Annotated in this window: 15 protein-coding genes and 1 pseudogene; 9 read left to right on the forward strand and 7 right to left on the reverse strand. The window is 66.6% G+C overall.

Annotated elements, in window-relative coordinates; translation table 11 throughout:
• Positions 1-22: 22 nt before the first annotated feature.
• Positions 23-628: a hypothetical protein gene (locus tag OHQ90_RS37850; RefSeq protein ID WP_328405981.1), complete on the reverse strand. Its 606-nt coding sequence runs from the start codon at positions 626-628 to the stop codon at positions 23-25.
• A gap of 148 nt (positions 629-776) precedes the next feature.
• Here OHQ90_RS37850 and OHQ90_RS37855 point away from each other — a divergent pair, with 148 nt between their 5' ends.
• From OHQ90_RS37855 to OHQ90_RS37870, 4 genes are all read left to right on the forward strand, one after another.
• Entirely contained in the window at positions 777-1,355 is a 579-nt protein-coding gene (locus OHQ90_RS37855) for an AMIN-like domain-containing (lipo)protein (RefSeq protein ID WP_328405983.1), read from the forward strand.
• 58 nt (positions 1,356-1,413) lie between these two features.
• Complete coding sequence (locus OHQ90_RS37860) at positions 1,414-1,824, forward strand: DUF6153 family protein (protein WP_328405985.1); 411 nt, start codon at positions 1,414-1,416, stop codon at positions 1,822-1,824.
• Between the two features lie 87 nt (positions 1,825-1,911).
• A complete protein-coding gene (locus tag OHQ90_RS37865) occupies positions 1,912-2,535 on the forward strand; it encodes a DUF305 domain-containing protein (RefSeq protein ID WP_328405987.1) in 624 nt (207 codons plus the stop codon).
• Positions 2,536-2,688: 153 nt separating this feature from the next.
• Positions 2,689-3,231, forward strand: coding sequence for a hypothetical protein (locus tag OHQ90_RS37870; protein ID WP_328405989.1), 543 nt, complete (start codon positions 2,689-2,691; stop codon positions 3,229-3,231).
• A gap of 6 nt (positions 3,232-3,237) precedes the next feature.
• On the opposite strand, the gene OHQ90_RS37875 is transcribed toward OHQ90_RS37870, so the two are convergent.
• The 3 genes from OHQ90_RS37875 to OHQ90_RS37885 all read right to left on the reverse strand — a co-directional run bounded on the left by OHQ90_RS37875 (position 3,238) and on the right by OHQ90_RS37885 (position 5,723).
• Entirely contained in the window at positions 3,238-3,498 is a 261-nt protein-coding gene (locus tag OHQ90_RS37875; protein ID WP_328405991.1) for a hypothetical protein, read from the reverse strand.
• A gap of 132 nt (positions 3,499-3,630) precedes the next feature.
• Positions 3,631-3,972: a hypothetical protein gene (locus OHQ90_RS37880; protein WP_328405993.1), complete on the reverse strand. Its 342-nt coding sequence runs from the start codon at positions 3,970-3,972 to the stop codon at positions 3,631-3,633.
• Between the two features lie 131 nt (positions 3,973-4,103).
• Positions 4,104-5,723 (reverse strand): FAD-dependent monooxygenase, encoded by a 1,620-nt coding sequence (locus tag OHQ90_RS37885; protein ID WP_328405995.1) that lies wholly within the window; start codon positions 5,721-5,723, stop codon positions 4,104-4,106.
• Between the two features lie 97 nt (positions 5,724-5,820).
• Between OHQ90_RS37885 and OHQ90_RS37890 the strand changes: the two genes are divergently transcribed.
• Entirely contained in the window at positions 5,821-6,531 is a 711-nt protein-coding gene (locus tag OHQ90_RS37890; RefSeq protein WP_328405997.1) for a TetR/AcrR family transcriptional regulator, read from the forward strand.
• 244 nt (positions 6,532-6,775) lie between these two features.
• On the opposite strand, the gene OHQ90_RS37895 is transcribed toward OHQ90_RS37890, so the two are convergent.
• Positions 6,776-7,405, reverse strand: coding sequence for a TetR/AcrR family transcriptional regulator (locus OHQ90_RS37895; protein WP_328405999.1), 630 nt, complete (start codon positions 7,403-7,405; stop codon positions 6,776-6,778).
• Positions 7,406-7,579: 174 nt separating this feature from the next.
• Between OHQ90_RS37895 and OHQ90_RS37900 the strand changes: the two genes are divergently transcribed.
• Complete coding sequence (locus tag OHQ90_RS37900; protein WP_328406001.1) at positions 7,580-9,004, forward strand: MFS transporter; 1,425 nt, start codon at positions 7,580-7,582, stop codon at positions 9,002-9,004.
• Between the two features lie 125 nt (positions 9,005-9,129).
• Here OHQ90_RS37900 and OHQ90_RS37905 read toward each other — a convergent pair whose 3' ends face one another.
• Positions 9,130-9,753, reverse strand: coding sequence for a TetR/AcrR family transcriptional regulator (locus tag OHQ90_RS37905; protein WP_328406003.1), 624 nt, complete (start codon positions 9,751-9,753; stop codon positions 9,130-9,132).
• Positions 9,754-9,883: 130 nt separating this feature from the next.
• On the opposite strand from OHQ90_RS37905, the gene OHQ90_RS37910 reads away from it, so the two are divergent.
• Complete coding sequence (locus OHQ90_RS37910; RefSeq protein ID WP_328406005.1) at positions 9,884-10,765, forward strand: alpha/beta fold hydrolase; 882 nt, start codon at positions 9,884-9,886, stop codon at positions 10,763-10,765.
• Positions 10,766-11,172: 407 nt separating this feature from the next.
• On the forward strand, positions 11,173-12,024 hold the full coding sequence (locus OHQ90_RS37915) for a metallophosphoesterase family protein (protein ID WP_328406007.1): 852 nt from the start codon (positions 11,173-11,175) through the stop codon (positions 12,022-12,024).
• A 48-nt stretch (positions 12,025-12,072) separates the two neighbouring features.
• On the opposite strand, the pseudogene OHQ90_RS37920 reads toward OHQ90_RS37915, so the two are convergent.
• Positions 12,073-12,342, reverse strand: a pseudogene (locus OHQ90_RS37920) (MFS transporter); the annotation flags it as partial.
• Between the two features lie 152 nt (positions 12,343-12,494).
• Here OHQ90_RS37920 and OHQ90_RS37925 point away from each other — a divergent pair.
• The gene (locus OHQ90_RS37925) at positions 12,495-12,869 is read left to right on the forward strand and encodes a hypothetical protein (protein WP_328406009.1); all 375 of its coding nucleotides are present in this window, start codon (positions 12,495-12,497) and stop codon (positions 12,867-12,869) included.
• Position 12,870 lies beyond the last annotated feature (1 nt).

The raw sequence follows: 12,870 nt of genomic DNA on the forward strand, positions 1-12,870 counted from the left end.
CTGCGCCGCAACGGGATCCGGATCAGCTCGCCGTAGCCTTGCCGCCGCTCGGCGCCACCGCGAACCAGGTGCCGCCAACACCTTGGCCGAGCAGATCGCCCGCGTTCTTATCCTTCCCGAAGTAGTACACCGGCCAGCCGCCGACGGTGACTTGACATGCGCCGTCGGCACGTTCGATGAATCCGACGCGCTGCGGGTCGACGCCGGCCACATAGATCGACTGATTTCGGGCGACGGTCAGCGGCGGCCAGGTAACGGCGCACTGCCCGGCGCAATTGGAGGCCGACGGATTGGCGGTGTCCTTGTCGAACCGGTACAGCGATCGACCGGCTCCGTCCGAGACATACTGCCCGACACTCGGATTGCTGGTCACATTGAGCTGCACCGCATTTGCGCCCGCCGGAGCGGGCCCGTCGTAGATCTTCAGCCAGCCCTGCGTCTTCGCAACCGCGGGCACCTGTCCTGCCTGCGGCGCAGGGGCGGCGGCGGACGCGGGCGTGACCGAACTGGTAACGGCGACCGGTTTCGCCGGTTCGGCGCCTCCGCACGCAGTCAGCAATCCGGCGAGTGCCACCGCGGCAGCGGCGAACGGCAGCGCAGAACGGCGGAAGCTTGTGGTCGACAGCATTTTTCGAATCCCTCCATGGATCGTGGTGCACCCGGTGCACCCGGTCACCGATAACTACGTGGCAGCCGCCCGCCTGGTTCACCGGCATCGGCAACCGCATCGTGCAAATCAGCGGCAACACTCGATTCGACGGCTACCATCGGGCCCTATGCGCACAAGGATGGCGTTGGCAGCCGCTGCCGCAGCGGCACTGCTCGCCGGCTGTGATGACGACGGGACTGCCACCTCGGGCTCCCCGACCACATCGGCTGCGAGCACGCTCGCCGACGCGACACCACGGTCCACACCAGAGGACGCGCAACCGAAGCGGGGCAAACCCTCCGGCGACGCAGGCCTCACGGTGACCGATATTCGGATCGGCCACCAACCCGGATTCGACCGCGTGGTCTACAACCTCGGCGGTGTCGGCGACCCGGGCTGGATCGTGCAATATGCCGACCGAGCCGTCCAGGACGGCAGCGGCACGATCATCGACGTAGCGGGCCGCTCGATCCTCGAGGTCCAGATCACCGGCTCCGCGTATCCCTTCGACAGCGGCGCAACCCCCTACGCGGGTCCCGACCCCGCCACCGACCCCAGCGCCCCCGCGGTCGCCGGCGTCTACCGGTCCGGCGTCTTCGAAGGCACCACCCAGTCCTTTATCGGCGTGCACGCCGACCGCCCACCATTCTCCGTGACCACCCTCACCAACCCCACCCGCCTGGTCATCGACATAGCCACACCATGACGAGTTACCCACCAGGGGTATCGCAGAGCGTGGACCCGCCATGCCTAGAATGGGCGAGGTGACGGCACAGCACGCTCCACTGCGCGCATCCGGGCTCCCCCGGCTGCTCGGCGTGCTCGCGCTGCTCGCGGGCATCATCGCGATGCATGCGGGCGTGTTCGCGGTCCCCGGCGAACACCATATGGCCGCAGCGGTTACAACGGCCATGCCTGCCGACGACCACGGCACCGCCGCGACCGGAACGGACTGCGGCAGCGATGGCTGCGGCGACTCCCACGGCGGCATGCACGCGTGCGTGTTCATCCTGACCGCGGTCGGTCTCATCTTGATACTCGTGTTGCTCTACCGGGTCACCGTCGATCGACCGCACCTCGACGCGGCAGCACTGCGCAACGGCAGGTCCCGGCGCGAACGCGCACCGCCGTGGACAGTTCCGTCACTGGCCGAATTGTCGATTCTGCGGATCTGACAGGTCCACCGCGTCCGAGCCACCGAGCACGGCCGCGGCTTCCGCCTGTCCGACACCGAGTCATTCGCATTCATCAGGAGCACAGACATGTTCATCACCCGTACCCGGATCACCGTCACCATCGCCGCAACCGCGGCAGCACTTTTCGTTGCCGGCTGCGGCAACAACGACTCCGGCTCCATGCCCGGCATGGAGCACGGCTCGTCAGCCGGCGCGGCGGCCCGCTCCGGCTTGCCTGCCGCCCGAACCGACTTCAACGCCGCCGATGTGACCTTCCTGCAAATGATGTATCCCCATCACGCGCAGGCCGTCGAGATGGCGAAGCTGGTCCCTGGCCGGAGCGAAAATCAGCAGTTGCTCGCGCTCGCCACAGACGTCGAAAAGGCACAGGCTCCGGAGATGCAGCAGATCAGTACCCTGCTGCAGAGCTTCGGCCAGCAGGCGCCGACCGCGGCAGGCGGACACACCGGCCACGACATGGCGGGCATGATGACGCCTGAGCAGATGAGCGCCCTGCACGCCGCGTCGGGCGTCGAGTTCGATCGCCAGTGGATGACCATGATGATCGATCACCACGCCGGCGCGATCGCGATGGCGAACACCGAGCTCGCCACGGGCACCAACCCGGACGCGAAGGCATTGGCCGGTGCCATCGTCACCGCGCAGCAGGCCGAAATCGGCACCATGCGCGCCATGCTCGGCCAGGGCTGACGCCGCAGGCCGCAGCCGCCGCGCCGGTATCGGTTCGTCATCGATATCGGCGCGGCCCGCTGACGAGCGGCGCGCCGAAAAGTACGGTCGAATGTCCGGCCTCGTTGGTACCTCCAGTGGCCGGGAACTCGGAGGGAAAGAGGGGATCCGACAATGCGTCGACTGGAACGTGCTGGTCTGGCTGCCACCATCGCGGCGACCGGCGTTGGCCTTGTCACGATCGGCGCCTGCTCGACGCAGGTCTCCGGCACCGCTGCGGTCAACCGGACCGACCTCGCGGCCTACACCTCCGAGGTCACCGCGTCCTCGATCGCCGCGTCCTCCTCACGCGCCGCGGCGGCGGAGCGCACGACCGAGGCCGCGTGCACCGCACTGCGCAGCGCGAATGCCAGCTCGGTGCACTCTTTCAACGAATACATCACCGTGAGCAATGATCGCGGGCTCGACGATCCCGAGGTCGATGCCAAGGCCGATGTCGCGGTCGGCACGCTGCGCGACAACGCGCGCAACCTCGACGCAAAGTTGACCAACGAGGTGGCGGTCGACGTGGCCGGTCCGCTGCGCGCCTACCGCGACGACACCAATGGGCTGGCCGACACGCTCGCCCAGCGCGCACCGACCGACACCCTGAATGCCGCCATCGACAGGTTCAACGCCACCAAGGACGCCGCAATCGCTGTCTGCAAAGACCACTGAGACAACTCATTTCGAGCCGCGTTCGGCGCGCTCGAGGAAGTCTTCCAGCAGTTCGTTGAACGGCGCGCCGGTGTCGGGCACGAGGTGATCCATGCCGGGGCAGACGGCGCGCTCACCGCCGGTTCGCTCGGCGATGGCATCGCAGATGTCCTCGAACGCCTGCCGGTGCCCGCCCGAGACCACCAGAATCGGCAAGCCCGCCGCACGGAGCCGCTCCAGCGGCGGATTCGCCTCGTCCGGCGGACGGGCTCCCTGCAGTTGCCGCATTCCGTCGCGCAGATGGTCATCGAACTTCTGCCTCTACGGTGTCAGGGCCAGCAGTACCTGCGCCAAGGTTTCCACGCGATCCAGTTTTCGGCGTCCGCGGCGCTCCAGCCGCGATCCTCCGAGATGGCCGGTTCAAGCCCCCGGCGGTACGACGGCCTGCCAGGAAGCCGGCGCCTCGGGCTCGGCCGTCCGGCTCTGCCGCGAACGCGCGTTCCGGCGCTCGAGCACAATCAGCGCGGTGCCGCCGAGCACAATAACGATGGCGATGACCGCGCCGACCACCGCCGGCCCGCGATAGCCGGCTACCCCGATCGCCGCGGCGGCGATGGTCACCAGACCTCCGATGAACAGCAGGACGAACCCGGCCCAATTTCGTGCGTCGGCCAGCGCTTGTCCTGGTTGGGATTCGGATGTGCGGGCGATATCGGGTGCGTCGTCGAGTGGGGGAATTTCCCACGATCCGTCCGATGTCATGCTGGTACCTCACGTTTCGGTTCGGGCAAAGCGCCCGGCTGCGTCATATCGAGGGGTTGCCCGATTACGCGGCCCCAAACTGTTCGGCAGCTACCACTCGTCGATGGGACTGCACTGCCCCGCCAAGGGAATCAGCAGCGGCCATCCCCGCCGCCGGCGAGCACGCGATCCAGCACAGCGACGAGCTCGCCGGTCGGATCTTCGACCGATGTCGGCGATCGCCAGGCGATGAACTGATCGGGTCGCACCAGAACCGCGCCACCCGCGTCGATCCCGACCTGTCGCGCCCAACTGTTCGCCGAGTCGGTCGCGACGACTGCAAGCGGGACACCGAGACGGTCCGCTGCCATTTTCGCGGCTCGTGCCCACTCCCCACCGCCCGCATCGATGAGCAGCGTGAGGCGGGATTGCACGAGGTCGAGCGTGGACACTCGACTACCGTCCAGGTCGATCCAGGCATGCGGCAGCCGGGAGCCGGGTGCGCCGTCCAGCACCAGCTCGATGTCCTCGGTGGAGGGCAAGTGCGGTTGCGGATCGACCACCGCCGCCGAGTCGTAGCGGTAGCCCAGCTGCACGATCGGGGCGTTGATCATGCCCATCGCCGTCCGCTCCGAGGCTGCCGCCGCACTGGAATCCCAGTGCAGCCGTGGTGCTTTCAGCCGTAGCAACGCTTGCTCCAAGGTGGTCAGCGCCACCGGTCGACGCTCGGCGTGATAGCTGTCGAGCAGCGCGGGACCGGCCTGCCCGGCGCACACCGCCGCCAATTTCCAGGCCAGGTTGTGCGCATCCGCAACGCCGGTGTTGAGGCCGAACGCGCCGAGCGGCGGGACGGCGTGCGCCGCGTCACCGATCAGGAATACCCGCCCTTGTTGGAAACTGTCGGCAACCAATCCACATGCCCGCCATGGCAATCGACTGTGCACCTCGACGTCGAGCCCATGGTCGCCGACGGCAGCGCGGATCAGGGCACGACAGCGTTCGGGCGTGAAGTCGTCGGCCGACTGTCCATCCTCCGGGCGGTATTCGGTGTGAAAGATCCACTCGGTTGCGCCGTCCACGGTCATGAACATGCCCGGTGCATCCGGGGTGGTGATGTCGCAGGCGGCGAAGAACCGCCCACGGGTGTAGGGCCGCAGATCCGCGCGGAAGAGGATGTTCGCTTTCGGATTACCCAGTGCGCCAGGGCCGGTCGTGCCGATCCCGAGCGCGCCGCGGACACCGCTGTGCACGCCGTCGGCCCCGATCAGATAGTCCGCCCGGATCGTCGCACCGTCGTCCAGGTGCGCGGTGACGCCGTCCGCGTCCTGTTCGAAGGACAGCAGCCGAGTCGAGTGCCGAATCGTGGCGCCCCGCGTCGTCGCCGCAGGCAGCACTACCGAATCGAGCCGGTGCTGTGGGCAGGTGCCGCGAATCGTGGCGGGGCTGAATCGGTCGGCGACCCGGCCCGCACGTGCGGGTGCCACATCCGGCAGGGCGCTCGGATCGATCGAGGCCAGCGTGACCGCGGAGATCTTGCCGAGGTTGCCCGCCGTCATGTCCACCGCCACCGCGTCGACCGCGTCGGCGAGCCCGACCTCACGCAGGAATTCGAGGGTTCGCGGTCCGAGGCCGGTCGCGCGCGGATGGATCGAAGGTCCCGATTGACACTCGACGACCATCGCCTCGACCCCATGGTGTGCAAGCAACAGCGCTGCGAACAGGCCGACCGAGCCACCGCCCGCGATCAGCACGGGAACCCGAGTCTGTGTCATGGCCACTCCCTTATGGATACAGTGTTCTCATTACGGCTACACCGTAGCCATACTGCTACGATGTTCGCAAGGTCGGACTTTTCACAAGGAGGACGTAGTGGCGAAGTCGGCGGAGACCCCCGCTGTGGTGTGGACCAAGCAGCGGCGCACCCCACGCCGCAGCGCGCCCGGCGTCGAGCAGATCGTCCGTACCGCCGTCGACCTCGCCGACAGCGCAGGACTCGAGGCCGTCTCGATGCGCCGTATCGCCACCGAACTCGGGTCCGGCACCGCATCGCTCTACCGCTACGTCGAAGGACGCGACGACCTGCTCGACCTGATGATCGATGCGGTCAACGGCGAAGTGGAACCCCCGGAGCTGGCAGGCGATTGGCGCACCGACCTCACCGCGGTGGCCCGCCATCTGCGCGCCACCATGATCCGCCACCCGTGGCTCGCCGCCGAGCTCACCGGACGCCCCACCCTCGGCGCGAATTCCCTACGCCTGCAAGACATTGCACTAGCGGCCGCCTCCGCCCTCACCGCCGACATCACTGTCGCGGCCGCTGTCGTCGACACCGTCGACGCCTACGTCTTCGGGGCCGTCGCTCGACACCTCGCCGAGGAGCAGGCGCAACGCCGCACCGGCCACACCGAAGACGAATGGCGCGTCGCCGTCGCGCCCTACATCCGCGAAGTCATCGCGAGCAACGCCTACCCCCACTTCGCCCGCCGCGTCGCCGACGCCGAGGACGCCGGCCCCGAGCAGCGCTTCGACTTCGGTCTCAACTGCATGCTGGACGGCATCGCCGCCCGCATCCGCGGCTGACAACTACGCCCTGATCAGCCCTTACCGCCCGCTACTCGATCGAACGAGGGTCCAGAACGACCGCGACCGTGACGCACGTCGGCATCCGGCCCTGCTCGGCAGGCCGCATCGCTGCTGCCACCGGCTGCCACCAGCTGCCGCCGGATGGCGTCAACGGCACACGGTTCGACCGCGTGCGGCTTCGTTCGGCCGCGTACCGATCAGCTCTCTCGATTGATGTCGGCGTCCGATGTGACACCAGGCATCAGGGGGCCGACTCGGCAAGGCAGAAGTCGGAAACCTCCGATGATGGCGTGTATGCGGCCAGCAGGGTGGTGGTGATGACGTGGGCGGCGTCGTCGTCGGTTAGGCGGCCTGCGGCGACTTCCGTTGCGGCGCCGTGGATCACGCTGTGATAGACCGCAACCATCCAGGAGGTGGGCAGGTCTGCGCGGAACGCGCCTTCGGTTCGGCCACGCTCGATGAGGCGGCTCACTCGGCGCATCGGGAGGTCGTGGGCTGCGCGGATACGTTCCGCAGGAATGTGATTGTGTGCGGCCACCAGCAGTGAGCGGAACTGGTCGATGAGCTTCCAGGATGCGGCGACGAGTCGGCCGATGGCCGCGCGCGGGTCGCCATCGAGATCGACGCTGTCGAGGGTGTAGTCGCTCTCGGCGACGGCGCGGGTGAACACCGCATCGATCAGTTCCGCACGGGATGCGAAATGCCCGTAGAGGGTGACCCTTCCGACGCCGGCTCGCTTGGCGATCTCGCCGATATTCGCCTCTGGGTCGGCGATCAGCGCCTCCTGGGCGGCATCGAGAATCGCGGCGATATTGCGCCTGGCGTCGGCGCGTTTGGCCTGGCCATGCTGTTGCGTCCGTGGTGTTGCCACCGAGTCGCCACCCCTTCTCAAACAAGCTTGTACGGGTTGTGTGGCAACTATAGAACGGCCGCGAGCGGGGACTGCCGGTGAGTCGTGTCACCAATCCACCTCTTCTCGTACAGCAGTGTTCGAGTTACAGTCGATGCATTAACTCGAACATTCACGTTCAACTTAGGAGCCGTCATGCATCCGCAGACGCCAACTCACCACCACCACGACACCGCCGAGCCCCAGGATCCGCGCCGATGGCGGGCCCTGACGGTGCTCGCGACCGCGCAATTCATGCTCATCCTCGACATCACCGTGGTGACCGTCGCGCTGCCGGATATCGGACGCGATCTCGAACTCGGTCGGGCCGCGACGACTTGGGTGATCACCGCGTACACACTGCTGTTCGGCGGACTGATGGTCTTCGGCGGCCGATCGGCCGACTTGTTCGGCGCGCGCCGCGTGGCGATGACCGGCCTCGTCGCGTTCACCGGTTCGTCGCTGCTGGCCGGGCTCGCGGTGAACGCGCCGATGCTGTTGAGCGGCCGGGTCGGACAGGGTGTCGGGGCCGCGCTGCTGTCGCCGGCGGCCATGGCGATCGTGACCATCACTTTCCACGGCGCGGAGCGCAACAAGGCCCTCGGCGTGTGGGGTGCCCTCGGCGGCACCGGCGCGGCGGTTGGCGTTCTGGTCGGCGGCCTGTTGACGGCAGGACCCGGCTGGTCGTGGATCTTCTTCGTCAATGTGCCGGTCGGGCTGGTGCTGCTAGCGGCAATGACCAGGGTCGTGCCGGATCGACCGGGGCAGCGTGGACGCAGTATCGATGTGCTCGGCGCGGTGCTGGTCACCGCCGCGGTGGGCGCTGCGATATACGGGCTGATCAATGCCGGTGATGATGGTTGGGCCGACTCGCTCACCGTCGTTCCGCTCCTTGCGGCCGTCGTGCTCGGCGCGACTTTCGTCATCTATGAGCGCAATGCCGTAGCGCCGCTGCTGGATCCGCGCCTCCTCGTACGCAGGCCGATTGCGGCAGGGGCGGTGCTGATGCTGGTCGCGACCGGTCTGCTGATCACCGGCTTCTTCCTCGGTTCGTTCTATCTTCAGCAGGCGCAGGGGAATTCGGCCCTGGTCACCGGGCTGCTGTTCGTACCCATCGCGCTGGGCACCATCATCGGAGCCCACAATGCCGGGAGTCTCATCGGCAAATACGGCTATCGACCAGTCGGCGTTGTCGCGCTGACGATCACGGCCGCAGGCGCCGCCGTACCCGCATTGTGGGATGGCACCGCCGCCGTGATCATCGGCCTTACCGTAGCGGCGGCCGGCCAGGGCGCTACCTTCGTCACCGCGACAACCACCGCGCTGGCCAACGTCGCCCACGACCAAGCCGGAGTGACCTCCGGCCTGGTCAACACCTTCCACGAAGTGGGTGCGGCGCTCGGCGTTGCGGTCCTGTCTACTGTTGCCGCGGTCAGCCTCCGCACATCCGGCGCGGACCTGAGCGGTTTCACCAATGCCTTCACCCTGAGCGCCATCATCGCGGCGGTCGTCGCGGCGGCCGCGCTGGCGTTCATCCCGGCAGGCAAGCCGCCGGTCGGCATACGGGTCGGCGCGCACTGACACCAAGCCTCGAAGCGGATCCGGTCGATGGGTGGGTGCGCTTGCCATGAGTCAGGATGCTGGCGTTCTCGAACGTCCGATCATACCAACGAACGAGCCTCTGATCGATGGCCACGCGAGCGTGTTCACTCGAGATCGTGCTGGTCGGTGGCGTTTTCGGCTGTCGTTCCCAGCACGCGGTCCAGTAGATGGTCGATGAGATCGAGTGCGGCGTGTGGGGTGCTGTATCCCTGGAGCAGGCCTTGGGCTAGTCCGCCGATTGTCGCGGTGATGAGTGCGGCGTCGCGGTCTGGTGATGCGTCCACGCGTTGGGCTCGTTCGATTTGGTCGGCGATGATCGTGGCCAGGGTGCGTGGTGCTGCGAAGGTTTCTTCCGCGGTGATGCTCTGGCCGGTGACAGCTGCCCATCCGAAGCTGCCGAGGACGATCGTTTCCTCCCGGCGTTGCTCGTCGAGAGGGAGCAATTCGGTGAGGACCGCGCGGATCACCGCGCGAGGTGTAGCGTCCTGGCCCAGCGCGGTCCACCGGCGCGTGAATCGGGCGCCGGCATCCTCCATCACCGACCGGTGGGTCGCCAGCAGGAATTCCCTCTTGGTTCCGAAGTAGTACTGCACCAGCCGTATCGACATTCCGGCCTCGGTGGCGACCGTTTGAAAGGTGACCGCTTCCAGGCCGCCGCCGACGATGACTCGGCGCACGGCGCTGGTGATCTGCCGCCGCCGCACTTCATGGTCGACCAATCGTGGCACGCGTCCTGCCGCCTTTCTGTTGTGTCGAACAACCCGCCAGCCTAGATGGTACGTACATACCACATACGTGATATGTTCATGACATCAAGATGATACGGTCATACCGTAAAAGGGGACGAAGGGGAGGCTCATGCCGAAGATCGGGCGGTTCACCAGCAGCGAGGCCAAAGCGGCCTACCTGCGGGCCTACGAAGCACTGGCGGTCGACTGGCCGGTGCCGTCGACGGACATCGAGGTCGAAACAACATTCGGGACAACGCGAGTGCGTAAGTCGGGAACGGGGGCAGGCCTGCCGCTGGTGCTGTTGCCAGGCATGCCCGGCAACAGTTTGTTCTGGACCCCATTCATCGAGGAGCTGACGCGTGAGCGTGTCGTCTACACACCGGATGTCATCGGCTGGCCAGGCCGCTGCGAGCAGAGCACACCGGTGCGTGACCATGCCGAGATCATGAAGTGGCTGGTCGAGGTCATCGATGGGCTCGGCGAGGCTCGCATCCACGTGGCCGGGTACTCCGACGGCGCATGGATCGCCGGACTGCTCGGAGTCCATCACTCCGAGCGCCTGGCGAGTCTGTCCATGCTGGAACCGGGCGGAGCCACCTTCGCCAAGCCTCGGTGGGGCCTACTTCTGAAAATGGTCTCCGCAGGTATGCGGCCCACCCGTGAACGCATGCAGAAACTCACCCAGTGGTTGACTCCTGGTGTCGTGCTGAGCGACAAGGAATGGGCAATGGCTGTGGCGGGGTTCAAGTTCCGGCTGGCGTTGCCGTGGCCGAAGCCGTTCACCGATGAACAACTGGCTGCCATCACCGCGCCGCTGCTGGTGTTGTTCGGCGGGGCTACGGTCGTCAACGACCCCGATATCGGAGTGCGGCGCCTTCGCCAGCATGCGCCCGCCGCCGACGTCGAGGTCTACCCCGGTGTCGGACACGAACTGCTGTGGGTACTCCCGCAGAAGGTGATACCCCGGCTCCTCGAGTTCGTCGCCGAAAACGATGCAGTCCGGACATGAGCAAACAAGTTTGATCAGGCGACACACAGTAGAAGCTGCGGAGCGTTCGGCACGGTGTCTCGTGAACGATGCTGCGCTCAGGTGGTCAGTGCATCACCGCTGCTGAGGTGTTCAGCGTAAACCTCTGCCGGACTGCGGTAGCCATGAGACCGAGTTCACCGGGGAAGCATAAGACTCGGACAGTGAGAAGGCTGCCCGCAGCCGCGCGAAAATGTCCAGTCTTGTTTGTTCAAACCCCAAGGCGGGGTAATGGCTTCGGGGATGCCTACGGCGCGATCGGACAGCCCCTCAGCGACCTGCCGAACCCGCGATGAGCTGGATCTGCGGCCAGGTCATTCAACAAAGGTGAAAATGCGGATGCCGAGTGTGGACGCGCCTGCAACGATGTGGTCATGGGGAGCGTGCTGATGACCGGTGATATACACGGCAATACCGATCATGCGGTGCGGTTGGTGCGTGTTGCGGGGCGGCAGAAGTGCGAGCGGATGTTCGTGCTCGGGGACTTCGGCGCCTGGGAACACACGCCGGAGGGCAGGCACTACTTCGATGTGGTGAATCGGGTGGCGCGCAAGCAGCGGGTTCAGGTGTACTTCCTCGACGGCAATCACGATAAGTCGTCGCTGGTCCATGAGCTATATGACGACAAAGCCGATGATGACGGCTTCCTGGTGTGCCGCAGCAATATTCGGTATGCCCCGCGCGGGCATCGATGGGTGTGGGAGGGGACGCGGTTCGCGGCGTTCGGTGGGGCGTATTCGGTCGACAAGTCGTGGCGATTGGCGAAGGAGGCGCAGAGCGAACGGAATGCGGAGCGGCGCAGGCGCTTCAGGTCGTCGCGGCGTCCGGCCACGGCGGGGAAGCTGTGGTTTCCGGAAGAGCAGATGACCGACGAGGAGTTCGATGCGGTGCTCGCCGCCAACCGCACGCCGGTCGATGTGCTACTCGCGCACGACAAACCGCGTGACTCGGCCCCGAACTGGAATCGCAAGAATCTGCCCGAGTGCCTGCCTAATCAGGACCGTATCCAGCGCGCGGTCAACACGCTGCGGCCCGGCCTGATGCTGCACGGACATCTGCACTACCGCTACACCGACATGATTCGGTGCGGTGCCGATCAATGGACGCAGGTCGACGGCCTCGGCGCGGACCCAGAAGCCTCCCATCGGCACGACTACGACCGCGACAAGTCTTGGCTGGTACTGCAATTGCCATATCTCCGCGCGTCGGCGGACCGCGAGCATCCGGAGTTGGCGAGCTGATATTCATCGCGGCTCGCAAGGGTCGTTTCTTGTCTCTCCCACGCGAGTTCAGTGCACTCGAGCCCGGTTTCGCAGTACAAGCGCACCCAGCGCCGCCCCCACCATGCAGAGCCCGACCACCCACAAACCAGCACGCTGGCTGCCCGTCATATCCTTCAGCGCACCGGTCACATACGGCGCGACAAAGCCGCTGACATTGCCGATCGAGTTGATCAGCGCGATGCCGCCCGCCGCAGCGGCGCCGGAGAGGAAGGTGCTCGGCAGCGCCCAGAAAGTGGGCAGCGCGGCGAGCACCCCGACCGCGCACACGGTGGTCGAGTGCCGAATCGTGGCGCCCCGCGCCGTCGCCGCAGGCAGCACTACCGAATCGAGCCGGTGCTGCGGGCAGGTACCGCGAATCGTGGCAGTGCTGAATCGGTCGGCGACCCACGGTATTGCCGTGAATGTCTCCGGTCATCAGCACGCTCCCCATGACCACATGGTGGCAGGCACACCCGCGCTCGGCATCCGCATTTCCACCTACGATCGGCTCCATCGCCACCACCCGCCGGGCCGAAGTGACAGAGCTTTTCGAGCAGCTGCTCGCCGCACACAATCACATCCCCGCCGAACGCATGCGGGCCGCCCACGACCTGCCGATGCACCACGTCGGCCGCCTCATCGCGTGTGGCCGAGCCGAAGGCGCGTTCCGCGCCGACCCACCCACGTCCTGGATGGTCGCGGTCTATCACAGCGTGATTCACGGCGCCGCGACGGAAATCGCCGCAGGTCGACTCGCCGACGACGATGCGGCAGATCTCATCACCAGCACCCTGCTCGCCGCCTACGCACCACCGGCCGAGTAGC

This window comes from Nocardia sp. NBC_00403 (genome assembly GCF_036046055.1).
Lineage (GTDB): Bacteria > Actinomycetota > Actinomycetes > Mycobacteriales > Mycobacteriaceae > Nocardia.

Coding starts and splice junctions, on each gene's coding strand:
- OHQ90_RS37915 (WP_328406007.1), top strand. CDS start 11,173: ATGACCGGTGATATACACGGCAATACCGATCATGCGGTGCGGTTGGTG.
- OHQ90_RS37865 (WP_328405987.1), top strand. CDS start 1,912: ATGTTCATCACCCGTACCCGGATCACCGTCACCATCGCCGCAACCGCG.
- OHQ90_RS37925 (WP_328406009.1), top strand. CDS start 12,495: ATGACCACATGGTGGCAGGCACACCCGCGCTCGGCATCCGCATTTCCA.
- OHQ90_RS37880 (WP_328405993.1), bottom strand. CDS start 3,972: ATGACATCGGACGGATCGTGGGAAATTCCCCCACTCGACGACGCACCC.
- OHQ90_RS37870 (WP_328405989.1), top strand. CDS start 2,689: ATGCGTCGACTGGAACGTGCTGGTCTGGCTGCCACCATCGCGGCGACC.
- OHQ90_RS37885 (WP_328405995.1), bottom strand. CDS start 5,723: ATGACACAGACTCGGGTTCCCGTGCTGATCGCGGGCGGTGGCTCGGTC.
- OHQ90_RS37855 (WP_328405983.1), top strand. CDS start 777: ATGCGCACAAGGATGGCGTTGGCAGCCGCTGCCGCAGCGGCACTGCTC.
- OHQ90_RS37910 (WP_328406005.1), top strand. CDS start 9,884: ATGCCGAAGATCGGGCGGTTCACCAGCAGCGAGGCCAAAGCGGCCTAC.
- OHQ90_RS37850 (WP_328405981.1), bottom strand. CDS start 628: ATGCTGTCGACCACAAGCTTCCGCCGTTCTGCGCTGCCGTTCGCCGCT.
- OHQ90_RS37900 (WP_328406001.1), top strand. CDS start 7,580: ATGCATCCGCAGACGCCAACTCACCACCACCACGACACCGCCGAGCCC.
- OHQ90_RS37875 (WP_328405991.1), bottom strand. CDS start 3,498: ATGCGGCAACTGCAGGGAGCCCGTCCGCCGGACGAGGCGAATCCGCCG.